30 protein-coding genes, 2 tRNA genes and 1 pseudogene are annotated in these 26,723 nt (G+C 69.9%); 25 read left to right on the forward strand and 8 right to left on the reverse strand.

Features of this window, described 5'->3' with window-relative positions:
* The first annotated feature begins 18 nt into the window (after positions 1-18).
* Both AC3EVP_RS14975 and AC3EVP_RS14980 read left to right on the forward strand, forming a co-directional pair.
* On the forward strand, positions 19-1,227 hold the full coding sequence (locus AC3EVP_RS14975; protein ID WP_435130319.1) for a GNAT family N-acetyltransferase: 1,209 nt from the start codon (positions 19-21) through the stop codon (positions 1,225-1,227).
* Between the two features lie 637 nt (positions 1,228-1,864).
* Entirely contained in the window at positions 1,865-2,119 is a 255-nt protein-coding gene (locus AC3EVP_RS14980) for a hypothetical protein (RefSeq protein ID WP_335984431.1), read from the forward strand.
* A gap of 18 nt (positions 2,120-2,137) precedes the next feature.
* On the opposite strand, the gene AC3EVP_RS14985 is transcribed toward AC3EVP_RS14980, so the two are convergent.
* Positions 2,138-3,133, reverse strand: coding sequence for a helix-turn-helix domain-containing protein (locus tag AC3EVP_RS14985; RefSeq protein WP_435130322.1), 996 nt, complete (start codon positions 3,131-3,133; stop codon positions 2,138-2,140).
* 4 nt (positions 3,134-3,137) lie between these two features.
* On the opposite strand from AC3EVP_RS14985, the gene AC3EVP_RS14990 reads away from it, so the two are divergent.
* A complete protein-coding gene (locus AC3EVP_RS14990; RefSeq protein ID WP_435130325.1) occupies positions 3,138-3,344 on the forward strand; it encodes a hypothetical protein in 207 nt (68 codons plus the stop codon).
* Positions 3,345-3,362: 18 nt separating this feature from the next.
* On the opposite strand, the gene AC3EVP_RS14995 is transcribed toward AC3EVP_RS14990, so the two are convergent.
* A complete protein-coding gene (locus tag AC3EVP_RS14995; protein WP_435130328.1) occupies positions 3,363-3,563 on the reverse strand; it encodes a hypothetical protein in 201 nt (66 codons plus the stop codon).
* Between the two features lie 180 nt (positions 3,564-3,743).
* The gene (locus tag AC3EVP_RS15000) at positions 3,744-4,301 is read right to left on the reverse strand and encodes a hypothetical protein (RefSeq protein WP_435130331.1); all 558 of its coding nucleotides are present in this window, start codon (positions 4,299-4,301) and stop codon (positions 3,744-3,746) included.
* Between the two features lie 485 nt (positions 4,302-4,786).
* Between AC3EVP_RS15000 and AC3EVP_RS15005 the strand changes: the two genes are divergently transcribed.
* Positions 4,787-5,602, forward strand: a complete 816-nt coding sequence (locus AC3EVP_RS15005; RefSeq protein ID WP_488179802.1) for a nuclease-related domain-containing protein — start codon at positions 4,787-4,789, stop codon at positions 5,600-5,602.
* A 548-nt stretch (positions 5,603-6,150) separates the two neighbouring features.
* Here the strand turns inward: AC3EVP_RS15005 and AC3EVP_RS15010 are convergent.
* Both AC3EVP_RS15010 and AC3EVP_RS15015 read right to left on the reverse strand, forming a co-directional pair.
* A complete protein-coding gene (locus AC3EVP_RS15010; RefSeq protein WP_435130337.1) occupies positions 6,151-6,624 on the reverse strand; it encodes a DUF6083 domain-containing protein in 474 nt (157 codons plus the stop codon).
* A gap of 1,276 nt (positions 6,625-7,900) precedes the next feature.
* Positions 7,901-8,365: an NUDIX hydrolase gene (locus AC3EVP_RS15015; protein ID WP_435130533.1), complete on the reverse strand. Its 465-nt coding sequence runs from the start codon at positions 8,363-8,365 to the stop codon at positions 7,901-7,903.
* A gap of 18 nt (positions 8,366-8,383) precedes the next feature.
* Between AC3EVP_RS15015 and AC3EVP_RS15020 the strand changes: the two genes are divergently transcribed.
* From AC3EVP_RS15020 to AC3EVP_RS15090, 15 genes and pseudogenes are all read left to right on the forward strand, one after another.
* Positions 8,384-9,163, forward strand: coding sequence for a GntR family transcriptional regulator (locus AC3EVP_RS15020; protein WP_435130340.1), 780 nt, complete (start codon positions 8,384-8,386; stop codon positions 9,161-9,163).
* 134 nt (positions 9,164-9,297) lie between these two features.
* Complete coding sequence (locus AC3EVP_RS15025) at positions 9,298-9,654, forward strand: SCO3933 family regulatory protein (RefSeq protein ID WP_435130343.1); 357 nt, start codon at positions 9,298-9,300, stop codon at positions 9,652-9,654.
* A 6-nt stretch (positions 9,655-9,660) separates the two neighbouring features.
* Positions 9,661-11,013 (forward strand): FtsK/SpoIIIE domain-containing protein, encoded by a 1,353-nt coding sequence (locus AC3EVP_RS15030; protein WP_435130345.1) that lies wholly within the window; start codon positions 9,661-9,663, stop codon positions 11,011-11,013.
* A gap of 85 nt (positions 11,014-11,098) precedes the next feature.
* On the forward strand, positions 11,099-11,290 hold the full coding sequence (locus AC3EVP_RS15035; RefSeq protein ID WP_435130347.1) for a hypothetical protein: 192 nt from the start codon (positions 11,099-11,101) through the stop codon (positions 11,288-11,290).
* Between the two features lie 73 nt (positions 11,291-11,363).
* Positions 11,364-12,068 carry a DUF2637 domain-containing protein gene (locus AC3EVP_RS15040; RefSeq protein ID WP_435130349.1) on the forward strand — a complete coding sequence of 235 codons (705 nt, stop codon included), beginning with the start codon at positions 11,364-11,366 and terminating at the stop codon, positions 12,066-12,068.
* A gap of 19 nt (positions 12,069-12,087) precedes the next feature.
* Entirely contained in the window at positions 12,088-12,276 is a 189-nt protein-coding gene (locus AC3EVP_RS15045; protein ID WP_435130351.1) for a mobile element transfer protein, read from the forward strand.
* Between the two features lie 19 nt (positions 12,277-12,295).
* On the forward strand, positions 12,296-12,631 hold the full coding sequence (locus tag AC3EVP_RS15050; protein WP_435130353.1) for a SpdD protein: 336 nt from the start codon (positions 12,296-12,298) through the stop codon (positions 12,629-12,631).
* A 5-nt stretch (positions 12,632-12,636) separates the two neighbouring features.
* Positions 12,637-13,188 (forward strand): GGDEF domain-containing protein, encoded by a 552-nt coding sequence (locus AC3EVP_RS15055; RefSeq protein ID WP_435130355.1) that lies wholly within the window; start codon positions 12,637-12,639, stop codon positions 13,186-13,188.
* 16 nt (positions 13,189-13,204) lie between these two features.
* On the forward strand, positions 13,205-13,441 hold the full coding sequence (locus AC3EVP_RS15060) for a hypothetical protein (RefSeq protein WP_435130357.1): 237 nt from the start codon (positions 13,205-13,207) through the stop codon (positions 13,439-13,441).
* A gap of 26 nt (positions 13,442-13,467) precedes the next feature.
* Positions 13,468-13,647 carry a hypothetical protein gene (locus AC3EVP_RS15065; RefSeq protein ID WP_435130359.1) on the forward strand — a complete coding sequence of 60 codons (180 nt, stop codon included), beginning with the start codon at positions 13,468-13,470 and terminating at the stop codon, positions 13,645-13,647.
* 93 nt (positions 13,648-13,740) lie between these two features.
* Entirely contained in the window at positions 13,741-13,926 is a 186-nt protein-coding gene (locus AC3EVP_RS15070) for a hypothetical protein (RefSeq protein ID WP_435130361.1), read from the forward strand.
* Positions 13,923-14,102 carry a hypothetical protein gene (locus AC3EVP_RS15075; protein WP_435130363.1) on the forward strand — a complete coding sequence of 60 codons (180 nt, stop codon included), beginning with the start codon at positions 13,923-13,925 and terminating at the stop codon, positions 14,100-14,102. Before AC3EVP_RS15070 ends, AC3EVP_RS15075 begins: the two co-directional genes overlap by 4 nt.
* Complete coding sequence (gene repSA, locus AC3EVP_RS15080) at positions 14,102-15,493, forward strand: replication initiator protein RepSA (protein ID WP_435130365.1); 1,392 nt, start codon at positions 14,102-14,104, stop codon at positions 15,491-15,493. The genes AC3EVP_RS15075 and repSA overlap by 1 nt, the downstream gene beginning before the upstream one ends.
* A gap of 2 nt (positions 15,494-15,495) precedes the next feature.
* A complete protein-coding gene (locus AC3EVP_RS15085) occupies positions 15,496-15,699 on the forward strand; it encodes a helix-turn-helix domain-containing protein (RefSeq protein WP_435130367.1) in 204 nt (67 codons plus the stop codon).
* Positions 15,699-16,846 (forward strand): annotated as a pseudogene (locus AC3EVP_RS15090) (tyrosine-type recombinase/integrase). The gene AC3EVP_RS15085 and the pseudogene AC3EVP_RS15090 overlap by 1 nt, the downstream one beginning before the upstream one ends.
* A 68-nt stretch (positions 16,847-16,914) precedes the next feature.
* On the opposite strand, the gene AC3EVP_RS15095 reads toward AC3EVP_RS15090, so the two are convergent.
* Positions 16,915-16,985: transfer RNA gene (locus AC3EVP_RS15095), tRNA-Gly, on the reverse strand.
* Positions 16,986-17,119: 134 nt separating this feature from the next.
* On the opposite strand from AC3EVP_RS15095, the gene AC3EVP_RS15100 reads away from it, so the two are divergent.
* The 5 genes from AC3EVP_RS15100 (at position 17,120) to clpX (ending at position 22,002) form a co-directional block, all read left to right on the forward strand.
* Positions 17,120-17,196: transfer RNA gene (locus AC3EVP_RS15100), tRNA-Pro, on the forward strand.
* Positions 17,197-17,381: 185 nt separating this feature from the next.
* On the forward strand, positions 17,382-18,815 hold the full coding sequence (gene tig, locus AC3EVP_RS15105) for a trigger factor (protein ID WP_435130373.1): 1,434 nt from the start codon (positions 17,382-17,384) through the stop codon (positions 18,813-18,815).
* A gap of 392 nt (positions 18,816-19,207) precedes the next feature.
* Complete coding sequence (locus AC3EVP_RS15110) at positions 19,208-19,822, forward strand: ATP-dependent Clp protease proteolytic subunit (protein WP_335982181.1); 615 nt, start codon at positions 19,208-19,210, stop codon at positions 19,820-19,822.
* Positions 19,823-19,872: 50 nt separating this feature from the next.
* Complete coding sequence (locus tag AC3EVP_RS15115; protein ID WP_407642914.1) at positions 19,873-20,556, forward strand: ATP-dependent Clp protease proteolytic subunit; 684 nt, start codon at positions 19,873-19,875, stop codon at positions 20,554-20,556.
* Positions 20,557-20,718: 162 nt separating this feature from the next.
* On the forward strand, positions 20,719-22,002 hold the full coding sequence (gene clpX, locus AC3EVP_RS15120) for an ATP-dependent Clp protease ATP-binding subunit ClpX (protein WP_335982165.1): 1,284 nt from the start codon (positions 20,719-20,721) through the stop codon (positions 22,000-22,002).
* A 66-nt stretch (positions 22,003-22,068) separates the two neighbouring features.
* Here the strand turns inward: clpX and AC3EVP_RS15125 are convergent, their stop codons facing one another.
* Together AC3EVP_RS15125 and AC3EVP_RS15130 are read right to left on the reverse strand one after the other, a co-directional pair.
* A complete protein-coding gene (locus AC3EVP_RS15125) occupies positions 22,069-22,791 on the reverse strand; it encodes a hypothetical protein (RefSeq protein ID WP_435130376.1) in 723 nt (240 codons plus the stop codon).
* A gap of 105 nt (positions 22,792-22,896) precedes the next feature.
* A complete protein-coding gene (locus tag AC3EVP_RS15130; protein ID WP_435130378.1) occupies positions 22,897-23,865 on the reverse strand; it encodes a hypothetical protein in 969 nt (322 codons plus the stop codon).
* A gap of 224 nt (positions 23,866-24,089) precedes the next feature.
* Here AC3EVP_RS15130 and AC3EVP_RS15135 point away from each other — a divergent pair, with 224 nt between their 5' ends.
* Entirely contained in the window at positions 24,090-26,723 is a 2,634-nt protein-coding gene (locus tag AC3EVP_RS15135; RefSeq protein ID WP_435130380.1) for a valine--tRNA ligase, read from the forward strand.

Consider the following 26,723-nt stretch of genomic DNA (forward strand, 5'->3'; position numbering starts at 1 on the left):
GGTGATAGGCAGTCCGGCATGACCATCGAGCTGCGCGGCGCAGAGCCGGACCAGTGGGACCTCGTCTTCGACCGCGTGGTGCGGGCCTTCCACGCCACCGACGCCCCCGAGGAACGCGACGCGTGGCGAGCGGTGTTCGAGATGGACCGGCTCACCACCGCGTGGGACGGCGACGACCTGGTCGGCACCGCGGGCCTGCACTCCTTTCGGATGACGCTGCCCGGCGGCGCGCTGCTCGACACCGCGGGCGTGACAATGGTCACCGTCCAGCCGACCCACACCCGCCGCGGCATCCTCACCTCGATGATGCGCCGCCAACTCGACGGCCTGCGTGACGGCGGCGAGCCGGTCGCGATCCTCACCGCCTCCGAACCCGGAATCTACGGCCGCTTCGGATACGGCGTGGCCACCCACGAGTTGCGCGGCAGCATCGACACCACCCGGGTCACCGTCACCGCCCCCGAGGGCGCCGACGCGGTCCGGCTGCGGCTGGTCGCACCCGCCGACCCCGAGGTGGTCGCCGCCTGCGAGGCGGTCTACGCCGAACTCGTCCCCGGCCGCGCCGGCATGCTCGCCCGCCGACCCCACTGGGAGCAGCGCACCGTCGTCGACGCCCCCGCCGTCCGCCGCGGCGCCGGCCCCCTCGTCTGCGTCCTCGCCGAGGTCGACGGCCAGGTGCGCGGCTACGCCCGCTACGCCGTCGCCCGGCCCGCCGTCGTCCTCCGCGACATCGCCGCCCTCGACCCGGCCGTCCACGCGGCCCTGTGGCGCTACCTCTGCCGGATCGACCTCACCGACGCCGTGTCCTTCGACAACCTCCCCCTCGACGACGCCCTCCTCCACCTCGTCTCCGACGAGCGCCGCTGCGCCCTCACCCGGTACGACTCCCTCCACCTGCGCCTCGTCGACGTCGGCGCCGCCCTCGCCGCCCGCACCTACTCCGCCCCGGTCGACGTCGTCCTCGACGTCACCGACGCCTTCTGCCCCTGGAACGCCGGCCGCTGGCACCTCACCGGCGACTCCACCGGCGCCACCTGCGAGCGCACCACCGCCCCCGCCGACCTCGCCCTCGACACCAAACACCTCGCCGCCGCCTACCTCGGCGGCCCCACCCTCCACTCCCTCGCCACCGCCGGCCTCCTCCACCCCCTCCATCCCACCGCCCTCCCCCCAACCAGCCTCGCCTTCCACACCACCCCCACCCCCTGGCTCCCCCACGGCTTCTGAAGTCCACCGGCGTGCCGCCGCCCACGAACCGCGAACCGTAGAGCCGCGTGGCCGAAGGGGCGCGAGGAACTGCGCGCCAAGCCACACCCCACCGCAAGGTGAACGAACCACCTAAAGGGGCACCCACGTGAAAGGTGCGCGGGGAACTGCGCGACAAGCCCCCACCGACAGGTGGTCCCGAAACCGCCAGAACACCCACCCCGGGGGGTCGCCCCCCGCGCCGCCGCAACTGGAGCGGGCGACGGGAATCGAACCAGCGTAGCTAGTTGGAAGACCAGTGCGGGTACTCCCGCCGTGACCTCGCACGGGCCCGTACAGCGCCTTCAGGGCCTCCGGCCCGCTGTTGCCTGTGGCACCCCCTCCTTCACCCCTCAGCCGGGCACGCAGCGGGCACGCCGGGCACGGGAACTCTGGCGGACTGGTGCCGCATCAGGCAACGTTCGCCCCGTCGCGCGAGGTGGGGGCGGCGGCAGGCGCCTCTTGAATGCATCCCGCGTAGTCTCGCGGGGTGCATTCTCATCTCAGCTTCGGGAACCCTCCTGCGCTGCCTCACACGGTGGTGGTTGAGACGTTGGAACGGGCTCTTCGTGACCGCTCCGCAGAGGGCGAGGCGGCGGGAGTTCTGGTCGGGACTGCGTTGAACGACGACGACGCGGACTTCGTCGATTTCTGGTGCGTGCAGGTCGGGACGCGGGCTGTGCCGGGGAGTCCGCTGCTGGGGCTGGCCGGCCTGTGCTTGGGACACACCGCTCGACGCTTTGGCCGTCTCAGTGATGAAGCCCTGGCGCTGGCGGAGTCGCTGGCGGCGCGGGCTGAGGCGGAGCCGACGGACGTGGACGGCCGCGCCATCGACGGTTATGACGACGTGCGAAGTTTCCTGCACCTGTGGTGATGCCGCCTGCCGTAGGTGTCAGGCGGCGTTCGTCCTGCTCACGAGGGCTTTGAGGCGCTTGTCGGAGGCGTTCTTGTTCCGCCAGATGATGTAGCGGCGGATCATGCTGCCCTGGGTCATCCGGCTGGGGTGGTCGGTGCCGTCAAAGGCGAAATAGCGAAGGGCGGCGAACTGGGCCTCGATCCGGTGGAGCCAGGAACTGTTGGTCGGGGTGTAAGCGATCTCCACGTTGTTCGCCGCGGCCCAGGTCCCGACCCGATGGCAGCGTTTGGTGGTCAGATGCGGGGAGTAGTTGTCGCAGATGATCGAGATGCGCGTGCCGGCGGGGTGGAAGGAGCGCAGGTAGCGGCAGAACTCCAGGAACTTGAAACGGTTCTTGGTCTTCTTGATGTGGCCGCAGAGCTGCTCCTTGCCCAGGTCGTAGGCGGCGAACAGGTGCCGGACCCCGTGTGGGCGGGTGGAGGTCGCGCGGCGGCGCTGTCGGGGCTCGCGGTCGGGGTCCTTGTGCTTCCCGCCGCGTTCAGCCCACTGGCGGCCGGGGCGGGGTTGAAGGTTGAGCCGCCCGAACTCGTCCATGCAGAACACGACCTCGGGTTCACCGGGCGCAGGCAGAACCTCGTCGTCGGCGATGGCGTAGAGGTGCTCGACGCGGGCCTTCTTGACCGCGTAGTCGGATCCTTCGAAGTCTTCCAGGTCTTCAGGCGTTGAAAAATGACGCCTTCCTCGCGAAGCGAGGATGCGCAGGCCCTCGTGGCTGATGTCGTCGACCACCCCCTCGGCGACCAGGAAGTCGGCCAGTTTCACCAGGCTCCAGGTCGAGAACGGCAGGCCGTGCTCGACCGGTCTGGACTTGGCGATGTTCTTGATCTCGCGCCGTTCGGGCAGCGTGAACGTCCTGGGCCGGCCGCCCTTGTACTTCGGGTAGAGCGAGGTGAAGCCGTCGGCGTTGAAGTTGTGGATCACGTCCCGGGCCCGGTCCGGGCTGGTGAATGTCACCTCGGCGATCTTGGCCACGCCCATGCCCTGGGCCGATAACAGCACCATCTGGGCCCGCCTCCAGGTCACCACTGACCCGGTGCCCCCGACGGATGATCCGCAGCAACCGCTGCCCTTCGTCTTCGTCGTCATCGATCTCGCGGCCCCGGACACGCTCAGCCACACGAGCAGCATGACGCACAACGAGCCGCCCGGATCACCATCCGGACGGCTCGTCACAACGGGGTGAACGTTGCCAGATGCGGCACTAGAACGGCCTGAACACGTCCTCGGGCCAGTCCTCCGGGAGCTTGTTCGCGAAGACCGCGTAGAGTGGGCCGTACTCGCTCTGGGTCACGAGGAGTTCCCACTGGTCCAAGTCGTGGTGCAGGTAGCGCCGGAGCATGTTGAGGAATTGCTGGAACTCCTCCTCCGACAGTGGGCCGGCGGGTTCCTGGCTGGGCTCCATGGCCCCAGCGTATCCGCGCTTTGGCCGGCGCGTCAGGGTTCGTCGTCTCGATGCGAACTTATGGGCAGGACGGTCGCTGAGGTCTACGAGGGTGGTGACGGAGGCACCCAACAGCAGTGACGGTCGGCTGAGGTCGGAACGGTTGCTGCACTTCGCTGCTGTACAGCATCTGCCCCGGAGCTATGTCCCGTTGGCTGTGTGTCGTCCTGGTCGCTGTTCTCGGGCGCCGAGACGGCGGATTCGCCAACTGGGAAGCGGATGGTTGGACTCTCTGGTGACGAAGTCCATCATGTCAATCAGCATGCGCCGAACCTCTGCAGTCGGCGCCGTCAAGTCGTCCCACTGCCCGAGCATGGCACGCAGGCGAACGGTGCTGCTGTCGACGCGGTCGATGCGACAGCTCTCCACCCCCATCGAAGGCTCGTCCCCGGCCTCGATCCGGAGCCACGCAAGGAGCAGCGCGGCAGGCATGAACCGAGGCCCGCTCAATGAGATGATCTCCTCTGCCGCCCATCGGAGGGTCTCGTGCGTGCCGTCGGGTGCCCTTATGACGGTCATCCCGTGATCGGGAGCAACACGGTGCGGCAGCCCTGTCTCATCCTTGTCTGACGCCGGGATCTCTTCGAGACCGAAGATCCAGCGGTCAGCCGGCCAGTCCGCTTCGTCATGAGTTCTATGCACGGACGGAGCATGCCAGGCACGTGTCACCTCTTGGGCAGTCGACTCCTCAACCGCCATGCCTTCCACCACCTCAACCGATGCACCCCTACTCCCATCCCGTCTGCCGTCGGCCCGCACCCTCCCACGACGAATCCGCGGGCGCGGGCGCCAACGGGGTAGGGCCATCCCGGAGCCGGAGCCGGAGCCGGAGCCGGAGCCGGAGCCGGAGCCGGAGCCGGAGCCGGAGCCGGAGCCGGAGCGCCCCCGCCGGAGGCACCGCCTTGACCCTGGCTGGACGGTCGCACCTCATGTCGCTCGCCAACCCACCGCGGGCGCGCGCGGCGCGGCCGGAACCCGGACGTGTGCCCGGCGGAGTAGTAGCGACGCCGGGAGCCTTGATGAGGTGGAGAAATATGTACCAGCCTCGGGTCGTCAGCCGGTGGGGCGGTCTTGCGCGGCGATCGGCTCCGCTGTTGCGATGGGCCGCACGACACGGTTCGGCGCAGGGGGCATGCGTGGACGAGTTACGGGTCTCGGTGTGGAAGCGATACGGCCAGGAGCGCTTGTACGTCAACACCCTCAAGGGCGAAGCCGTTGCCTGGCAGGATCTCCGGACCGGTGAAGTCCACATAGTCATCGAAGTGCTCGGCGAAGCCGCACGTGCAGCTCTCACCGCCTACCGGACGCCGGCGGCTGAATCCGCCCCGGCCGCTCCCATTTCCCCGGTCCCGCCGCCGACCCCGCAGACGGCTACCCCCATCCCCTCGGAGTTCGACCTCGCTCTGCACAGACCCGGCGACTCCCTACGCGGGCTCGCCGCGCAGCCGCCGGGCTTCGTCGCCCGCCTCTTCGCGTGGCTGATGCGGCGGCCGGTCAAAACCGACTCCTGGAACCTCGGCATCGCGGGTGAAAAGGTCATCGGCGCGGAGTTGAACCGGCTGACGCGCTGCGGGTGGTACGTGCTGCACTCCGTGCCGCTTCCGCGGATCAAGGCGGACATAGATCACCTGCTGATAGGGCCTGGCGGGGTCTTCACCGTCAACGCCAAGAACCATCGGGACCGGCACGTGTGGGTCGGCGACCACTCCGTACGGGTGGATCACGGCAAGGCGTACCCGTACCTCCGTACCGCACGACGGGAAGCCGAACGTGCGGCGCGTGTGCTGACCAAGGCATGCGGGTTCCCCGTCAAGGCGCAAGGCATCCTGGCATTCGTCGCGCCGGCCGAACTCCGCGTGGTGCCGACCCTGCTCGACGTACGTGCCTTCGAGGACCGCAGCCTGTCGTCCCTTGCTCCGCTCACCGGCGTGCTCACGGCCGAGCAGGCGGAGCGCGTATACCAAGTGGCTCGGGACCGACGCCTGTGGGAGAACGCGTGACTCGTCAGGCGGTGAGCTGATGGGGGGCTGTGGCGCAAGGCATGCGCCGAGGTCGGGGTCAAGGGGCTCCACTTTCATGATCTCCGCCACACCGGTAACACCCTGGCGTCCCGCACCGACGCCAGCACGCGCGAGCTGATGATGCGCCTCGGTCACGGTTCGAGCCGGGCCGCGCTGATCCACCAGCACGGGAACCAGGAGCGGGAACGTGAGATCGCCGATGCGGTCGACAGCATGATCGTCAAGGCGATGCAGCGGGGTTCCCGCAGGAAGGTGCGCGGGGAACTGCGCGACAAGCCCCCACCGACAGGTGGTCCCGGAACCGCCAGAACACCCCACCCCGGGGGGTCGCCCCCCGCGCCGCCGCAACTGGAGCGGGCGACGGGAATCGAACCCGCGTAGCTAGTTTGGAAGACCAGTGCGGTGGCCTCGTGGTGACCTCGTACGGGCCCGTACAGCGTCTTTGGGGCGTCCGGCCCCCGGTTCCCCGTGGTTCCCCTTGGTTCGCCCCTCAGACGGGCACGTGGCGGGCACGCGGGGCACGCCCGCTACTCGTCCTCGAACTCCTCGACGGATGGCGCAACCCGGTACTGCCGCTCCACGTCGGAGAGCCGGGCACGGCGCACCTCCTCGATTGCGTCGGGGTCCGCGCAGACGACCGTGTGCGCAGGCATCACAAGGTCGTCGGGCAGCGGTTCTATCCCTCTGACGCGTACGGCGACTGAGCCGACGACGTACGTCGAGTAGTCGGCCCGGATCGGCTCGACCCGCCACCAGTACCGACGGGGCACCTCCTTGGCCCGCATCGGTACGGTCGCCAGATGCACCCAGCGGTCGTAGTTGGTGAGCACAGTCCGCACTTCCATGCCGCACTTGGGGCACTCGTCAGGCTCGATCGGCTCGAAGCTCTCCGGACCTGGGTCGATCCTGGGCCGGGCCGTTGCCCCGTCGGTCTCCGCCATCTCGTTGGCGAGCCGGTTCCAACACGGCTCGCACCGCAGCAAGTCAAGTGCAAAGGCCACCCCGCGCTTCTGCGCCGGCCGGCTCGGATCGCCGCAGTCCTCACATACATGCTGCTGCTCGGTGCGCTCGTCACCCATAGTGTCGAGTCTGCGCTCGTGACTGCGCAGCGTAATAGGGCCAAATCAAGCCCACTTGACCCCCAGGCTATGGGTTCAAGGGTTTCCGCAGATCAGAGGCGTTCGGGTGACGTCCGGCCGTGTGTTGTGCGTCCGCGCGCATAGTGTGGTCTCTCCGCGGTCTCGGACATGAGTGCCACTTTGGCAGCCCCGACACGCTCCCTCGCCAGGATGATGCCCGCGCCGACACGGAGTGACCACACCGGGCCTGGCCCGCTCGCGGCAGCAGTCGCTTACCGCCCGCCATATCCGTGTCGTTGGTCGCCTTACGCTGTCGCATCTGTGACGGCGGGGGTACGGCGGCCCGCCCCGTGACGAGCTACTTGACGACACCCGCCGCACAGCCGACCCTGCCCTCCTGTAGCCGGCTTGATGGACGTGGCCCCCCCGCCGCCGCAGTCGGCAGCGCTCCCGCCATGTAAACCGGCCACGGATTCCGCCGCCCGATCCTGAGCCCCGCTGCAACGTCCATTGCCCCTCTCACCCCCACCTCTCCCGCTTCCCTCTTCGTTGTCGCCGTGGTTCTCGGGTGCTGTTGGCGACTTTGGGCCTGGTGGCTGGTGGTGTGGCTTCCTTGGGTGTGGTGGGTGCCGGCTGTCGTGCTGGGGATGGGCTTGGTGCTGGTGGTGAGGTCATCGGCGTGCCGTGCGCTCGATCCGGCGGTTAAAGGGTCGGGCAAAGCGTCCAGCGGGGAACCCCGTGGCAGGGATGGCGCGGGGCCGGGGGCCGGGCCTCCGGCCGCCGCAGGCAGGGCCGGGGGTCCGAGCCCCCGAGCCCCCGAGCGGCCGCAGTGCGGCCGATGGGGTGTTTCCCGCAGCGACGGCTGCAAGCCGATTGCCAGATCCAGCCGGATACCCGAAGGGTAAGAGCAGCCGTACGACCCGAACCGCCAAGCCGAACGCGCCCACATCCCGGGCCTGAATGGCCCCTCTACCCGCCGGCTCCCTCCGGGATATGGCTGCTGATCACCTTCGCTGATCCGGGATGACCAGTCGATCACCCCGGCAGATCCGTCAGGCCCGGGAGCACCACGCCCAGCGACCACCCACTCAAGAACCCCGCGACCCTCCCCCTTCCCTCCCTCCTCTCCCCGCCCGACGGGCGGGGAGCTTGATGAGGTAGGGAAAGTTCTCACAGCCCAGGTCACGGGCCTGATCGTTCAGGCGGTGAGCTTCCGCCCGTCGTGGGCACGAATCTGCGGTGCGGCGTCGTCGCGGAGCGCGTCGGTGATGCGGACTGCGTAGACCTCACTCATGGTCGCGGTGACTTCTTCCGCGGTGAGCCAGCGCACTTCGGTGGCCTCGTCGGTCGGGTGCTCGTGACCGGCCTCGGGTGTGCAGCGGAAGACCATGGCGACCACGCCTCGCGACATGTTCTTGTAGACGCCGGTCAGCCGCTCGACGTGGACCTTGACCCCGGTCTCCTCGTAGACCTCGCGCCGCACGCCGTCCTCGACGGTTTCGTCCTTCTCCAGCACTCCGCCCGGTGGCTCCCACGTGCCGTTGTCGGCGCGGCGGATGGACAGCACCTTGCCGTCGCCGCGTACCACCACCCCGGCCACGGACACGGAATGGAGAGGCGTTGACGTCGGTCGGGGGCCGCTGTTACTCATGTACATGAGAATAGGAGACTGTGAAGGACTATGGCGAGTAGCGGCGTGGCCTCATCGGCCAAAGCGAAGTATCTCCAGATCGCGGACGACCTTGCCGGACAGATCCGCACCGGCGCTCTCGCCCCTGGTGCGGCGGTGCCGAGCGAGTCAGAGCTTATGGAGCGGTACAAGGTCGCGTCCGGAACGGTGCGCAAGGCGATCGCGGAGCTGCGAACGACGCAGTTGATCGAGACACATCACGGCCGCGGGTCCTTCGTACGCTCAAGGCCGCCGGTCCAACGCAAGTCCTCCGACCGGTTCCGGCGCGCGCACCGCAAGGCCGGCAAGGCCGCTTACCTCGCGGAAGCCGAAGAGTCCGGCGGCGTGCCCTCGGTCAACGTCCTGTTCGTGGGACCGACCGACGCCCCGGAAGGCATCGCCGACCGCCTCGGAGTAGCGGCAGGCGAGAAGGTACTCGCGCGCAAGCGGCGGTACTTCCGTGACGGCGTGCCGACCGAGGAAGCCACCTCGTACCTGCCGTGGGAGGTCGTCAAGGACATCCCGGAGATGTTCGCGGAGAACCCTGGCGGGGGCGGCATCTACGCCCGGCTGGAAGAACACGGCTACGCCTTGGCTGAGTTCACGGAGACCGTGCGTGCACGGCTGGCGAACAAAGCCGAAGGTTCCGCGTTGGCCCTCAGCCCGGGGGCGCCCGTGATCCACCTCGTCCGCAGTGCCATGACCGACTCGGGCGTAGTCGTTGAGGTCTGCGACACGATCATGGCCGCTGACCAGTTCGTTCTTGACTACCGCTTCCCAGCACGCGACTGACGTTCCGTCAGTTCCACGACCCATCACAAGATTCTTTCTCGTAGCGGGTTGACTCATGTACAGGAGTGGGTAACTCTTGTCCATGTCACTCATGTACATGAGTGCAAGAGAATTCCTCTTCTACAGGAGAAGTGATGGCATCGTTCAAGATCGACCTTTCGACCGCCACGGTGTTCGTGGCCACCCCGCCGGTCCCGAAGCTGGTGAACAAGCAGACCGGGGAGGTCGCGATCGACCGCGAGACCGGTGCGGCGCTGCGCACGGTGGGCCTGCTGGTGTCGGACGAGGGCATGGGCGACCTGTACCAGGTGACCGTGCCGGAGACCGGTGTCGACGCCACGCTGACCCCGGGGACGCCGGTTGCGGTGACGGGGTTGCGGGCGCGGGACTGGGAGAACGAGTTCAACGGTCAGAAGCGGCACGGGATCAGCTTCCGGGCGGTCGCGGTGACCTCGCTGGTGCCGGCGGCTGCGTCGAACGGCCGGGGCTGATCTGCTGTGGTGACCGTCCTCGTGCTGACCGGCGGCGGCGTTGCCGCGGTGCTGATCCTGCGCCGGGTGCGGCCCTCGCTGTACTGGATGATCATCGGCGGTATGGCGGCGCGTATCCGGGTCACGTGGTCGTACGCCTCGGTGATGGACGCGTGCGGGCTGTCGGTGCCGCCGTCGCGGGCCCGGATCGTGGTTGCTCGGGCGCTGCGGCGGGAGCTGCCGGCCAACCGGCCGCCGAAGTTGCTGCGGCTGCGCAAGACCCGCACGGGCCTGGTCGCCCGCATCCGGCTCCAGCTGGGGCAGGACGCGTTCGACGTGATGTCGGCCGCGGATCGGCTGCGGCACTCCTGGAGGCTTCACCAGGTCTCGGTGCGGGAGGTCCGCTCGGGGGTGCTGGAGCTGTCGATGACCGGCTATGACGTGCTCGGCAAGGTCCATCTGCCGACTCGTGCGGAGCGTTCGACGTTGCGGGTGCCGGTCGCGGTCCGTGATGACGGGGTGGTGCACTACCGGGACTTCCGGAAGGTGCCACACAGCCTGACCGTGGGCGCCACGGAGTCCGGGAAGTCCGTCTACCAGCGGGGTTTGGTCTCGGAGCTGGCGCGGCAACGGGTCGCGTTGGTCGGGATCGACTGCAAGGGCGTCGAACTCGCCCCGCTGGCCCGCCGGTTCACCGCCATGGCCGACACCCCGGAGGTGGCTGCGGAGCTGCTGGACGCGCTGGTCGAAGAGATGGCCGAGCGGTTCCAGGTCATCCGTGCCGCTCAGCGGATCAGCGCGGACACCCCGGACGCGGAGATCACCTCCGACATCTGGGGTCTGCCGGAGAAGGTGCGGCCGGTCCCGATCGTGGTGGTGATCGATGAGGTCGCCGAACTCCTGATGATCCCCTCCGCGGCGGAGAAGAAGCGCCGGGAACGGATCATCACCGCCCTGATCCGCCTCGGCCAGCTCGCCCGCGCCGCCGGCATCTACCTGGAGATCTGCGGACAGCGCTTCGGCTCCGAACTCGGCGACGGAACCACCATGCTCCGCGCCCAGCTCACCGGCCGTGTCTGCCACCGCGTCAACGACGAGTCCTCGGCGAAGATGGCCTTCGGCGACATCGCCCCCGACGCCCTGACCGCCGTCCTTGCCATCGCCCCGGACCAGCCGGGCATTGCGGTCGCGGCCGATTCCTCCGGCGGCTGGGCCCGCATCCGCGCCCCGCGTACCACGCTCCGGCAGGCCGTTGCCGCGTGCGCGACGTACGCGGACCTCACCCCGGACGTGCCCGCGCTCGCCGCGTTCCGGCCCGCCCTGCCCCCGGCCGCGACCGACACCGACACGGCCACCGCGCCGGTTCCCGCGACTGCCTGAACCACCCCGCATCCCGGTCGGCGTGACCGCCTCATGCAAGGTCCCTACCCCTCCCATGCCCGAAACACCTGGAAGGAGGCACGTCATGGCCACTCGCAAGACCACCGTCCGCCGCCCGGCCAAGCCCGGACCGGCCCTGTCCGAGCCGCCGAAGTGCCCGGTCTGCAAGGGCACCGGAACCGTCTCCGTGACCGTCCGCGTCGGTCGCCGGCGCCGTGTCGTCGGCCAGCAGGACGGCATGTGCCTGACCTGCTTCGGCTCCGGCACCGCCACCTGAACAACCCGTCAACCGCCCGGGGCCGGACACCGTGCCCGGCCCCCGGTCCCAACTCCCGGAAGGAGGGGACGTCATGACCAAGCCGGATGCCGAACGGGCCGCGGTGCTCGTCGCGGGAGCGGTGATCGTGATCCTGACCGTCGCCGCGTTCTGGCTGTCCTACGCCCACCTCGCCGACGTGGCCCGGCACAACGGCCTGGCCTCCTCGCCCGAACGCCGCTGGGCCTGGCCGGCCACCCTCGACCTGTTCATCGTGGCCGGTGAGGTGCTGATGTTCCTCGCCGCACTGCGGGGCCGAATCGACGCATGGGCCATCGGGCTGACCGTGGCCGGCTCGCTCGGCTCCATCGGCCTCAACGTCGCCGGCGTCGGCGCCGGCCAACCCGCGCTGCACTACGTCGTCGCCGCGGTCCCGCCGTTCGCCGCGCTGCTGGCCTTCGGCGCGCTCATGCGGCAGGTCCACCGCCTCATCCCCGACACCGCCCCGGCCACGCCGCCCGCGCCCGCCGCGGTCCCGGAGCCGCCCGCCGAGCCGGTGACCGTCGAACGCGCCGACACCCCGCCCGCCCCCAACGCGCCCGCACCGGCCCCGGAACTCCCGGCCGCCGTCCCGTCCGCGCCCCCGGTCGCGGTGCCCGCGGCCCTGGTCGAGCACGCCCGCAAGATCGCCGACGCCCACCACGCCACGACGGGCACCCCGATCGACCCGACCACCCTGCGCGCCCGCCTCGGCGTGCCCGCGGCCCTGGCCGACGCCATCACCGCCCAACTCGCCTGACCAGGAAGGAGAACCTCTCGTGGCCCGCTTCGAGCGCTTCACCAACGTCGCCCGTATCGGCCCGGTCGAGGTCGGCGACCACCGCGACCGTCACGGCCGCAAGGCCACGGTCGCCGTCTGCACCGCCACCCGCTGCGGCTGGTCCAACGACTACACCAGCCGTTCCGCCGCCGAACTCGCCGCCCGCACCCACACCTGCACCGCCTGACCAGGAAGGACACCCCGCCATGTTCACCCCGAAGTACCCGCCCACCACCACCTACACCCCGCCCACCACCACCTACGCCGCCCCGCCGGTCCCGGTGCCCGCCGACACCACCCCGGCGCCCATCGTCCAGCAGCCCGTGCCCATGCCGGTCCCGCAGCAGCCGGCCCGCCCCACCGTCCAGCTCACCGCGGGCAGCACCGCCCTCCTCGTCGCCGGCGGCACCGCCGCGATCCTCGTCGTCGGCGTCGTCCTGGTCTCCATGCTCCTCGCCGTCGCGATCACCGCCGTCTCGGTCGCCGTCGTCGCCGTCGTCCTGCGCTCGATGCTCAAGGACGCCCCCCGCAAGGGCCGGTGATTGTCATGGACCCGACCGACTTGGTGTCCGTGGTGCCCGCGCTGGGCTGGGCCGTGCACAGCGGACTGCTCACCCGCCGCCTGACCACCGCCCGCCGCGACCCGCTGACCGGCCTGCACACCCGCGCCGGCTTCACCGCCCGCGCCGAACGCCTCCTGACCCGCCACCCTGAGGCCGCGCTTGTCCTGCTGATCGACCTGGACGACTTCAAGGCCATCAACGACACCTTCGGCCACGCGGCCGGCGACACGGTGCTCACCGCGACCGCCACCCGCCTCACCGACTGGTGCGGCCACACCGGCATCCCCGCCCGCCTCGGCGGTGACGAGTTCACCGCGATCACCACCGACCCCACCGCCGCCCCGCGGCTGCCCGGCCTCCGCGCTGCCCTCAACACCACCGTCCAGCACGCCGGACACCCGCTGCCGGTCTCCGCCTCGGTCGGCGTCTGCCACGTCGCGGACCTGCCCATCCCGACCCTGACCGACGCCCTGACGGCCGCCGACACCGCGATGTACCAGGCCAAGGGACACCATCACCGCAACACCCACCGCTGAGAAAGGAGTTCCCGACATGGGCCTGTTCAGGCGCGAGCCGTCCACCCCGGTCAACCCCGCCATGGCCGAGCTGGGCCGTCAGTTCGCGATTGCCAAGCGTCACGGCGACCGCAAGACCGTGCGCCGCATCGCCCGCGAGTACGACGACACCGCCCAGAACGACGCGGACGCCGCCTCGTTCCAGCACGGCCAGGACGCGTACAACGCGCTTCCGCCCGCCTACCGCACTCGGCGCGGCAACCGCCGCCGCTGATCACCGCAGAGAAGGGACACAACGCCATGTTTAAGAAGATCCGCGAAATCGCCGTGGTCGAGACGCGCCTGATGCGCGACGACGAGATGCAGCGCAAGGCGGCCAAGCGGGGCAGCCTGCTGACGATCAAGCCGGACGGGACCGAGACGCGGAACACGCCGGACTACGAGTCCCGCATCTTCCGCCGGGTCTCCGGCCAGCTCTGAACGGCCCCCGGGGCGGCCTCTACCGCCAAGTATCCGCCGCCCCGGGCGCCTCTTCCTCTTCCTGATCCAACGGACCCGAAAGGGACACCCATCATGCCCCAGCACACCCACGCCTCGGGCCACGTCTGCGGCCACTGCGACGGCTTCCCCACCGTCGCCGTCACCACCGGCACCCGCAACAGCGACGGCACCCGCCGCACCATCACCGCCGCCTGCCCCGCCTGCAAGGGCACCGGCACGACGCCCGCTCGCCGCGCCCTCACCACCGCCGGCCGGTGACCACCGTGACCCTCCTCAACTGGCGCGACGCCAAGCACTACGACCACACCGGCGACCAGCCCTGCGTCTGCTGCGGCAAGCCCACCCCGCTCCGGTCCGACAAGGGAAAGCCCGTCCACAAGGTGTGCGCGGAGAACTGGCTCGACACCCACCCCCGCAGGGACGGTGACCAGTAGTGACCCACACCGCCGCGCCCCCGGCGGGCCTGGACCCGACCACCTGGAAGGACTTCCTCCGGGTGGCCGGGCAACCGGGCTTCGACCGCTGGAACGACCAGGTACGTCGCACCGGGGGCTGCGCCGACCCGATCCACCTCATGGGCTCGACGACCACCCTCGACCCGACCACCGGACAAGTCCTCCACACCTACGACACCACCGGCGAACCGGGCGGCCGGCTCCGCGTCGCCTGCGGCAACCGCCGCGCCTCCCGCTGCCCCGCATGCGCCTGGACCTACGCCGGCGACACCTACCAGCTCATCCTGTCCGGCCTGACCGGCGGCAAGGGCGTCCCCGACACCGTGGTCGACCACCCCCGCGTCTTCGCCACCCTCACCGCCCCGAGCTTCGGCCCGGTCCACAACCGCCCCACCCGCGGACACTGCCGCTGCGGCACCGCCCACCCCGACGGGGCACCGGAGTTGGGTGCGCCGCTCGACCCGGCCACGTACGACTACGCGGGCGCGGTGCTGTGGAACAACCACGCCTCGAACCTGTGGCGCTACGTCACCATCTACCTGCCCCGGGAGATCGCCGCCCGCGTCGGCATCACCCAACGGGAACTGCGCGAACGCCTCCGCGTCTCCTACGGCAAGGTCGCCGAGTACCAGAAGCGCGGCGCGATCCACTTCCACGCCGTGATCCGCTTCGACGGACCGGACGGGCCCGGCACCGCCCCGCCCGCCTGGGCCACCACCGGCCTCCTCGAATCCGCCCTCCGCGCCGCTGCTGCCCGCGCTGTCGTCACGGTGCCTGCTGCCGGCAACCAGCCGTCCCGGGTCCTGCGGTGGGGGACCCAGCTCGACGTGCAGCCCATCGGAGCGTTCGGGGGCGGTGAAGACCTCACCGAACAGGCAGTGGCCTCCTACGTCGCCAAGTACGCCACCAAAGCCGCCGAAACGACCGGCACTGTTGACCGCCGCATCGGCGAACTCGCCGAACTCGACAAGCTGCCTGACCTGCCCGACCACACCCGGCGCCTGATCGAAGCCTGCTGGGACCTCGATGCCCTGTACCCGGACCGGCGCCTGTGGCAGTGGGCTCACATGCTCGGCTTCCGCGGCCACTTCTCCACCAAAGCCCGCCGCTACTCCACCACCCTCGGAGCCCTCCGGCAGGCACGCGCCGACTACCGCGCCGACCAGGAACGCCGGGCCCTGGGCCTGCCCGACCCCGACGACAACCCCGACGCGACCACCCTCGTCATCGCCCACTGGGCCTACGCCGGGCACGGCCACACCCCCGGCGAGTCCTGGCTCGCCCAACAGATCCACCGCGACATCACCCAAGCCCGCGACACCGCACGCCAAGCACGCCAAGAGATCACCGACTACCCGGGGGAGTGGTGACCATGGACCACCTGTTGACCGTCGAACAAGCCGCCGAACGGCTCGGCACCACCGTGCGCTTCCCGCGCCGGCTGATCGAGGAACGGCGCATCACCTTCGTCAAGGTCGGGCGGCACGTCCGCATCCCGGAGAGCGCCCTCGACGCCTACGTGTCCGCGCACACGGTGCAGCCGCGCCGGCCCCGTCTCCTGCGGGGGGTGGCGTGATGCCGAGCAAGAAGCGCCGTACCTTCGGCCGCGTCCGCAAGCTCCCGTCCGGTCGTTTTCAGGCCCGCTACCGGGGCCCCGACGGGATCGACCGCCCGGCACCGCACACCTTCGCCACCAAGCGGGATGCCGACGACTGGTTGGCGGAGCGGCAGACCGAGGTACGGCAACCGGACTGGCGGGACCCGGACGCCGGCAACGTGCCGTTCGAGGCGTATGCCACCGCGTGGGTCAAGGAACGGCCGCTCGCGCAGAGTACGGCGGAGCTGTACGGCATCCTGCTGCGGGTCCACCTGGTGCCGACCTTCGGCCGGAAGGTGCTCGCCGAGATCACCCCGGCTGCTGTTCGGACCTGGCGCCGGGTCCGGCTCGACGAAGGCACGGGGGAGCCGACTGTGGCCAAGGCGTACGCGCTGCTGCGCACGATCATGGGTACGGCGGTGGCTGACGACCTGATCAGGCGCAATCCGTGCCAGATCAAGAACGGCGGGACGGTCCACACTCCCGAGCGCCCTACGGCAACGATCCCCGAGGTGTTCGCCCTGGCGGATGCCGTACAGCCGAGGTATCGGGTGCTGGTCCTGCTCGCCGCGTTCTGCGGGCTGCGCTGGGGTGAGCTGATGGGGCTGCGCCGGCAGGACATCGACGCCGATGGCGGCACCATCCGGGTTCGGGGCTCGGTCGCGGAGCTGAACAGCGGGGAGCGGTCTACAAGGCTCCAAAGAGTGAAGCGGGCAAGCGCACCGTTGCCGTGCCCCGTTCGATCCTGCCGGCGGTCGTGCTGCATCTGGAGCTGTACGCCGAACAGGGAGCCCAGGGACGGGTGTTCGTCGGTGTGAAGGGTGCCACGCCCCGCCGGAACCACTTCAACGGGCTGTGGCGCAAGGCGTGCGCCGAGGTCGGGGTCAAGGGGCTCCACTTTCATGATCTCCGCCACACCGGCAACACCTTGGCCTCACGGACCGATGCCAGCACGCGCGAGCTGATGATGCGCCTCGGTCACGGTTCGAGCCGGGCCGCGCTGATCTACCAGCACGGGAACCAGGAGCGTGAACGTGAGATCGCCGATGCGGTCGACGGCATGATCGTCAAGGCGATGAAGCGAGGTTCCCGCAGGAAGGGGCACGTGGCGGGCACGGACAGCTAGACCAGCATCGGGAACGACAACGGCCCGGGTCGCGGAATCCCTCCGCCACCTGGGCCGTATCCGTTCCGAGCGGGCGACGGGAATCGAACCCGCGTAGCTAGTTTGGAAGACTAGGGCTCTACCATTGAGCTACGCCCGCACTGCCAGGACCGCAGACCCCGGCACCTCGGATTCTGGCACACCGCACGGCGCCCGGTCGAACCGGCATCGCCGCCGCGCGCGGAATCGGGCTGCCGGGGTGTACGGGGCCATGTACTCTACGTGTCGCACCAGCGGGGTGTGGCGCAGCTTGGTAGCGCGTCCGCTTTGGGAGCGGAAGGCCGTCGGTTCGAATCCGGCCACCCCGACCAGCAGTTGCCCGCCACTTGCCCGCCGGGCGGGGCGCGGCGTCCGGAACGTACGACGGTTCGCGTCGACCCCGTCCGGCGCGTTTGGCGGTACCGGTAGGATGGGCGGTCGGCGACCCCGCGCGCGGCCCCGACCGCGCGCAAGAGAGTGGCCCCCACCAACGTAAAGCCCCCAAGGAGACCCAACCGTGAAGAGCGCCGTCGAGACTCTGAACCCGACCCGGGTTCGACTCACTGTCGAGGTGCCCTTCGAGGAGCTCAAGCCCAGCCTCGACGCGGCGTACAAGAAGATCAACCAGCAGGTCACGGTGCCGGGCTTCCGCAAGGGCAAGATCCCTGCGCGCGTCATCGACCAGCGGTTCGGCCGTGGCGCGGTCCTCGAAGAGGCCATCAATGAGGCGCTGCCGAAGTTCTACACGGAGGCGGTCACCGAGGGTGAACTCGCCGACAACGTGCTCGGCCAGCCCGACGTCGACATCACCGAGTTCAACGACGGCGACGAGCTGAAGTTCACCGCCGAGGTGGAGATCCGCCCGACCATCGAGATCCCGGACTACTCCGGCATCGAGGTCACCGTGGACGCCGTCGAGGTGCCCGAGGAGGACGTCGACACCTCGCTGGAGCAGCTGCGCGACCGCTTCGCGACCACCACCCCGGTGGAGCGCGCCGCCGCCGACGGCGATGTCGTCGTGGTCGACCTCCAGGCGTCGATCGACGGCAAGGTCCTCGAGGACGGCGTCGCCAGCGGTGTCAGCTACACGATCGGCTCCGGCCAGCTCCTCGACGGCATCGACGAGGCCGTCACCGGCCTGGAGAAGGGCGGCAGCGCCACCTTCACCTCCTCGCTGAGCGGCGGCACCGGCGCCGGCCAGGAGGCCGAGGTCAAGGTCGACGTCACCGACGTCCAGGCCCGCGAACTGCCCGAGCTGGACGACGAGTTCGCGCAGCTCGCCTCGGAGTTCGACACCCTGGAGGAGCTGCGGGCCGACTCCCGCAAGCGCCTGGAGCGGATCAAGACCTACGACCAGGCCACCCAGGCCCAGGAGAAGGTGCTGGACGCGCTCATCGAGCTGACCGAGGTGCCGATCCCGGAGAAGCTGCTCGCCAGCGAGATCGAGACCCGCACCCACAACCTGGAGCACCACCAGTTCCCGGCGCTGGGCCTGACCTGGGACACGTACCTGGAGCGCGAGGGCAAGACCCGCGAGGAGTACGACGCCGAGGTCTCCGAGCAGGCGGTCAAGGGCATCAAGACCCAGTTCATCCTGGACGAGCTGGTCAAGACCGAGAAGCTGTCGGTCAACCAGGAGGAGCTGACCGAGCACCTCATGCGCCGCGCGCAGTCCTCGGGCATGTCGCCGGAGCAGTTCGCCCAGGCCGTCGTCGAGGGCAACCAGGTCCAGCTGCTGGTCGGCGAGGTGGCCCGCGGCAAGGCGCTGGCCGTCGTCGTCGAGGCCGTGAAGGTCACCGACACCAACGGTGAGGTCGTCGACCTGTCCGACGAGGACGAGGACGAGGAGGCCGCCGAGGCCGCCGATGCCGAGGCCACCGCCGACGCCGAGGCCACCGACGAGGCTGAGACCGCCGAGGAGCCCGCCGAGGCCGAGGCCGACAAGGCCTGACGCCGGGGGACCGCTGCGGACGGCGTTCGCCCGTCAGGGGCGCGGGGAACCGCGCGACCGACCCGCCACCGGCCGGTGGTCGGGAACACCGCTGCGGGGGCTGGGCCTGCGAGCCCGGCCCGCCGCGGCGGTGCGCTGGTCGCACGGTTCCCCGCGCCCCTTTTCGGACCTGCGGTCCGGCGCCCGGGCGCGTTCCAAACCCGCGGCGGGCCGCATGCGCTCACAGCGAACAGTCCCGCGTAGGGGATTGCTGGGCCCCACCTGCGCGTTAGGGTCCACAAGTAGGAGGGCAGGGGTGCGGCGAGGGTCAGCGGCCGCCCCCGACCCGGACGAAGACCGTGACGGTCGCTCCGACCGTCCGACAACGAGCAGGTGGATACGTGACGACTACGATGCCTACTGCCGCCGGCGAGCCGAGCCCCGGCGGTCTCGGCGACCAGGTCTACAACCGACTGCTCGGCGAGCGCATCATCTTCCTCGGCCAGGCCGTCGACGACGACATCGCCAACCGCATCACCGCACAGCTCCTGCTCCTTGCGGCCGAGCCCGACAAGGACATCTACCTCTACATCAACAGCCCCGGCGGCTCCGTGACCGCCGGCATGGCGATCTACGACACGATGCAGTTCATCAAGAACGACGTGGTCACCATCGCCATGGGCATGGCCGCCTCGATGGGCCAGTTCCTGCTCACCGCGGGCACCCCGGGCAAGCGCTTCGCGCTGCCGAACACCCGCATCCTGATGCACCAGCCCTCCGCGGGCCTCGGCGGCTCCGCCACCGACATCAAGATCCAGGCCGAGCAGCTGCTGCACACCAAGCGCCGGATGGCCGAGCTGATCGCCGAGCACTCCGGCCAGAGCTTCGAGCAGATCACCAAGGACTCCGACCGCGACCGCTGGTTCTCCGCCGAGGAAGCCCGGGAGTACGGCCTGGTGGACGGCGTGATGCTGTCGGCCGCCCACGTCCCCGGGGGTGGCGGCACCGGCGCCGCGCCCGCCTCCTGAAGGCCCCCGCCCCCGACATCGACGCACCTCATCACCTGGAGACGGTGGACGTGAACCCCTTGAACTTCCCCGGCAGCGGCCTCTACGAGCGCACCGCTGCCGAACGGCCCGGCCTGTTCGGCGCCGAGGCCCGCTACGTGATCCCGCGCTTCGTCGAGCGCACCTCGCAGGGCGTGCGCGAGTACGACCCGTACGCGAAGCTCTTCGAGGAGCGCGTGATCTTCCTCGGCGTGCAGATCGACGACGCCTCCGCCAACGACGTCATGGCGCAGCTGCTGTGCCTGGAGTCGATGGACCCCGACCGGGACATCTCGGTCTACATCAACAGCCCCGGCGGCTCGTTCACCGCGCTGACGGCGATCTACGACACGATGCAGTTCGTCAAGCCCGACATCCAGACGGTCTGCATGGGCCAGGCGGCCTCCGCGGCGGCCGTGCTGCTCGCGGCCGGCAGCCCCGGCAAGCGGATGGCGCTGCCGAACGCGCGGGTGCTCATCCACCAGCCCTACAGCGAGACCGGCCGGGGCCAGGTCTCCGACCTGGAGATCGCGGCCAACGAGATCATCCGGATGCGCCAGCAGCTGGAGGAGATGCTCGCCAAGCACTCCACCACGCCGATCGAGCAGATCCGCGACGACATCGAGCGCGACAAGATCCTCACCGCTGAGGAGTCGCTGGCCTATGGACTGGTCGACCAGATCGTGTCCACCCGCAAGACGTCCGTGGGCGTCTGAAGGACGGGTAAGCTGCGCCCTCCGTGCGCGCCCCGGACCGTACTCGGAACGCGAGTACGCCCAAGGGGGGCCCACACGGGGGGCGCGGCAAGGTACCGTCGATGAGAGAAGCACCAGGTTCCGTTGAAGGTCGGCGGAGCCCAGGCGAAGGGGAAAGACCTCGTGGCACGCATCGGTGACGGCGGAGACCTGCTGAAGTGCTCGTTCTGCGGAAAGAGCCAGAAGCAGGTGAAGAAGCTCATCGCAGGTCCCGGTGTGTACATCTGCGACGAGTGCATCGACCTCTGCAACGAGATCATCGAGGAGGAGCTCGCCGAGTCCTCCGAGGTCCGCTGGGAGGACCTGCCCAAGCCGCGGGAGATCTACGAGTTCCTGGAGAGCTACGTGGTCGGGCAGGCGCCGGCCAAGAAGGCGCTCTCCGTCGCGGTGTACAACCACTACAAGCGGGTCCAGGCCGGCGAGAGCGGCCGCCCGGGCCATGACGACGCCATCGAGCTGGCGAAGTCCAACATCCTGCTGCTGGGCCCGACCGGCTCCGGCAAGACGCTGCTGGCGCAGACCCTGGCCCGCATGCTGAACGTGCCGTTCGCCATCGCCGACGCCACCGCGCTCACCGAGGCCGGCTATGTCGGCGAGGACGTCGAGAACATCCTGCTGAAGCTGATCCAGGCCGCTGACTACGACGTCAAGAAGGCCGAGACCGGCATCATCTACATCGACGAGATCGACAAGGTCGCCCGCAAGAGCGAGAACCCGTCGATCACCCGCGACGTCTCCGGCGAGGGCGTCCAGCAGGCGCTGCTGAAGATCCTGGAGGGCACCACCGCCTCCGTGCCGCCGCAGGGCGGCCGCAAGCACCCGCACCAGGAGTTCATCCAGATCGACACCACGAACGTGCTGTTCATCGTGGGCGGCGCCTTCGCCGGTCTGGAGAAGATCATCGAGGCGCGGGCGGGCGCGAAGGGCATCGGGTTCGGCGCGACCATCCGCTCCAAGCGCGAGCTGAACATGGCCGACCAGTTCTCCGAGATCATGCCCGAGGACCTGGTGAAGTTCGGCATGATCCCCGAGTTCATCGGCCGGCTGCCGGTGATCACCAACGTGCACAACCTCGACCGCGAGGCGCTGCTCCAGATCCTGGTCGAGCCGCGCAACGCGCTGGTCAAGCAGTATCAGAAGCTCTTCGAACTCGACGGTGTGGAGCTGGAGTTCGAGCGCGGCGCGCTGGAGGCCATCGCCGACCAGGCGATCCTGCGGCAGACCGGCGCCCGTGGCCTGCGCGCCATCATGGAGGAGGTCCTGATGTCGGTGATGTACGAAGTGCCGTCCCGCCAGGACGTCGCCCGGGTCGTCATCACCGCCGAGGTCGTGCACTCCAACGTCAACCCGACCCTGGTGCCGCGCGACCCGCGCATCTCCGGTCAGGGCGAGCAGAAGAGCGCGTAACCCTCCCGGCAGCAACGCAAAGGGGGCGCCCGGTCAGTCACGGACCGGGCGCCCCCTTTGCGTGCGCTAGGAGGCTGCCACCTCGACGTCCTTGCGCACCTTCGCGGTCAGCGCGGCGGCGTCGGCGACGGACGCGGTCTCGGTGTTGTTCAGGGTGGCCGTGGGGTCGAGCGGGAACAGGTAGGCCAGGGTGCTGTAGTCGGCCCAGACGCAGACCGTGGTCTTCGACGGGACCTTCTGGTTGTCCTGCGAGACGGTCTCGACGAACTTCTGGCACTTCATGAGCGCGTCGGGCGCCATGCCGGCCGGGTGCACCGACTGCGGTCCGCCGGCGGTGGCGGCCTTGAGCGTGGTGCCGCTCCTGTCCGGCCTGCCGCCGTCCTCCAGCAGGGCGAACGCGCCGTCCAGTGCCTTGGCGGGGTCGGCGACCGTGCCGGAGACACCGCTGAAGTTCAGGTAGACGCCGTCGGCGACGTTGCCCTTCACGTACATCTGACTGGTGCTCGTGGGCTCGGTGACGCCCAGCGCCGCCAGCTTCGCGGTCCCCGCCTGATCGAGCCTGGGCACGGGGCTGCCCACCGAGGTCTTCGTGTAGTCGCCGGCGACGGTCTCCGGGGTGGTGAGGACGTACTTCTTGCCGTCGTCGTGCAGCTCGGACGAGCCGCTGCTGCCGTGGTGCGCGACGAAGACGCCGACGCCGGCCGCGACCACCACGACCGCCGCCACCACGCCGCCGATGACGACGCCGCCCCGCCGTCCGGGCTGCGCCGCTTGCTGGTCCTGGCTCATGAGTGGGGTCCCCCTTAGTTGGTGAGTCCGCTCATCCTCCCGGATAGCAGGAGGGGGCGCCCGATCCGACCCGGACCGGGCGCCCCCTTCAGAGCGTCGGGGAGGCTAACTCGCCTCCACCTCCACGTCGTTGCGGACCTTGGAGGTCAGGGCGCCCGCGTCGGCGATGGAGGGGGCGCTGCCGCCGCCGGAGACGAGCTGGGACTCGTCGAGCGGGATGACGTAGGCCACCGTGCTGTAGTCCGCCCACACGCAGACCGTCGTGTTGAGCGTGAAGGTCTGGCCGGACTCCTCGCCCGTCTCCTTGATGGTCTGGCACTTCATGACCGCGTCGCTCTTCATGCCGGCCGGCTTGACGGACTGCGGGCTGCCGGAGGTCTCGACGGTGGTGCCCTGCTTCTTGTCCTCCTCCGTGCCCTGCTTGAGCATGGCGAACATGCCGTCGACGACCTTGCCCGGGTCCTTGACCGTGCCGTAGACGCCCGCGAACTCCAGCATCTTGGCGGTCAGCGCCGAACTGCCCTCGGTGTAGCTGGCGTTGACCTGCGTCGGGTCGCTGACCCCGAGTGCCTTGATCTTGGTCAGGTCCTCGTCGTCGAAGCCGCCGTCGCTGTCGGAGGAGTCGCCCTTGGTGTAGTCGCCCGCCACCGTGTCCGGCGTGGTGAGCGTGTACTTCTTCCCGTCGTTGTGCAGCGACGACGAACCCCCGCTGCTGCTCCCGCCCTTGGTGGCGAAGAAGATCCCCCCGCCGATCACGGCCAGCGCGACCACGACACCGACGATGATGCCGGTGCGCTTGCCGTTGCCGCCCTGCTGCGGCGGCTGCGGGTACCCGTAACCCTGCTGCGGCACCTGGCCGTAGGGCGGCTGCTGGCCGTAACCGGGCTGCGGCTGCTGACCGTAGGCCGGCTGCCCGCCGTACGGCGGCGCGGGCGGCGGGGCCTGCTGCGGGTAGCCGTAGCCCGGCTGGGGCTGGCCGTAGCCGCCCGGCGGCGGGCCGGGCTGCGGTTGGCCGTAGCCGCCACCCTGGGGTTGGTTGCCGTACGGGTTCGGCGGCGGCTGGTTGTAGCTCATGGGATCGTCCCCTCCGTTAACGAGTCCGCTCATCCTCCCGGATGACATGCTCGCTTCCGAAATCCGGGGGCTGACCAGGCGCCATCCTGCCCCAGCCGCGCCACCCCCCGGCATCAGACGCGCAACCGCTTTGTCACAGCCCCGCGGAGGTCCGGTACGGCGGGCAACCCGCCCTGTGGATAACCCGTCGGGACCCGGCGCACCGGGCCACTAGAATCGGGACCGTGACCGACAACACTCAGCGCCCCGACAGCGGGCCGATCAGCAGCACCCCTGAACTGCCGACCCAGTACACGCCGGCCGAGGTAGAGGGGGAGCTGTACGAGCGCTGGGTAGAGCGGGGTTACTTCGAAGCCGACACGAAGAGCGACAAGCCGCCGTACACCATCGTCATCCCCCCGCCGAACGTCACGGGCAGCCTCCACCTCGGCCATGCCTTCCAGCACACGCTGATGGACGCCCTCACCCGCCGCAAGCGCATGCAGGGCTTCGAGGCGCTGTGGCTGCCCGGCATGGACCACGCGGGCATCGCCACCCAGAACAGGGTCGAGCAGCAGCTCGCCGAGGAGGGCAAGTCCCGGCACGACGTGGGCCGCGAGGAGTTCGTCGCCCGCACCTGGCGCTGGAAGGAGGAGTACGGCGGCCGCATCCTCGGCCAGATGCGCCGCCTCGGCGACGGCGTCGACTGGTCCCGTGAGCGCTTCACCATGGACGAGGGCCTCTCCCAGGCCGTCCAGACCATCTTCAAGAAGCTCTACGACGACGAGTTGATCTACCGCGCCGAGCGCATCATCAACTGGTGCCCGCGGTGCATGACCGCCATCTCCGACATCGAGGTCGACTACCAGGACGACGACGGCGAGCTGGTCTCGCTGCGGTACGGCGACGGCGAGGACAGCGTCGTGGTCGCCACCACCCGGGTCGAGACGATGCTCGGCGACACCGCCGTCGCCGTCCACCCCGACGACGCGCGGTACGCCCACCTCATCGGCCGCCGGATCAAGCTGCCCCTCACCGACCGGACCATCCCCGTCGTCGCCGACGCCCATGTGGACCCGGAGTTCGGCACCGGCGCGGTCAAGGTCACCCCGGCCCACGACCCGAACGACTTCGCGATCGGCCGGCGGCACTCGCTGGAGTCCCTGACGATCATGGACGAGCGGGCCGTCATCACCGTGCCCGGCCCGTTCCAGGGCCTGGACCGCTTCGAGGCCCGCTCGGCGATCGTCGAGGCGCTGCGCGAGCAGGGCCGGGTCGTCGCGGAGAAGCGGCCGTACGTCCACTCCGTCGGCCACTGCTCCCGCTGCAAGACCACGGTCGAGCCGCGCCTGTCGCTCCAGTGGTGGGTCCGGGTCGAGCCGCTGGCCCGCGCGGCGGGCGACGCCGTGCGCGACGGCCGGGTGAAGATCCACCCCGCCGACATGGAGAAGCGGTACTTCGACTGGGTCGACAACATGCACGACTGGTGCATCTCGCGCCAGCTGTGGTGGGGCCACCGCATCCCGGTCTGGTACGGGCCGAACGGCGAGCAGGTCTGCGTCGGCCCCGACGAGCAGCCCCCATCCGGCGAGGGCTGGACCCAGGACAGCGACGTCCTGGACACCTGGTTCTCCTCCGCGCTGTGGCCCTTCTCCACCCTGGGCTGGCCCGAGCAGACCCCGGACCTGGCGAAGTTCTACCCGACCGACGTGCTGCTCACCGGCCACGACATCATCTTCTTCTGGGTCGCCCGGATGATGATGTTCGGCCTGTACGCGATGGACGGCACCCCGCCGTTCCACACCATCGCGCTGACCGGCCTGGTCCGCGACGAGCACGGCAAGAAGATGTCCAAGTCCTTCGGCAACGTGGTCGACCCGCTGACCTGGATGGACGCCTACGGATCGGACGCCGTCCGCTTCACCCTCGCCCGCGGCGCCAACCCCGGCGCCGACGTGCCGATCGGCGAGGACTGGGTCCAGGCGTCGCGGAACTTCGCCAACAAGATCTGGAACGCCACCCGGTTCGCGCTGATGAACGGCGCCACGGTGACCGGGCCGCTGCCGGCGCCCGAGGAGATGTCCGCGGCCGACCGCTGGGTGCTCTCCCGGCTCAACACGGTCGTCGCCGAGATCGACGCGCTCTACGACGACTACCAGTTCGCGAAGCTCTCCGACGCCCTCTACCACTTCGCGTGGGACGAGGTCTTCGACTGGTACGTCGAGCTGTCCAAGACCACCTTCCTCAAGGGTGGCGACCCGGCCCGGGTCTCCGGCCGGGTGCTCGGCGAGGTCCTGGACGTCACGCTGCGGCTGCTGCACCCGATCGTGCCGTTCGTCACCGAGACCCTGTGGACCACCCTGACCGGCCGGGAGACCGTGGTCACCGCGGCCTGGCCGGCCGACAGCGGCTTCCGGGACGCGGCCGCCGAGGCGGAGATCGCCGAGGTGCAGCGCCTGGTCACCGAGGTCCGCCGGTTCCGCAGCGACCAGGGGCTCCAGCCCGGCCAGAAGGTCCCGGCCGAGCTGTCCCTGACCGGCACCCTGCTGGCACCGCACGAGGACGCCATCCGGCAGCTCCTGCGGCTCCAGCCGGCCGGCGACGGCTTCCACGCCACCGCCACCCTGCCGGTCGGCGCCGCCCGGGTCGCCCTCGACCTGTCCGGGGCGATCGACGTGGCCGCGGAGCGCAAGCGGCTCACCAAGGACCTCGCCGCCGCGGAGAAGGAGAAGCAGCAGGCGGAGCGGAAGCTCGGCAACGAGGCGTTCCTCGGCAAGGCACCGGAGAAGGTGGTCCAGGGCATCCGCACCCGGCTCGCCGCCGCCGACGAGGACATCGCCCGCATCACCGCGCAGCTCGCCGCCCTCCCGGCGGCGTAG

It is taken from the genome of Actinacidiphila sp. bgisy144 (genome assembly GCF_057708105.1).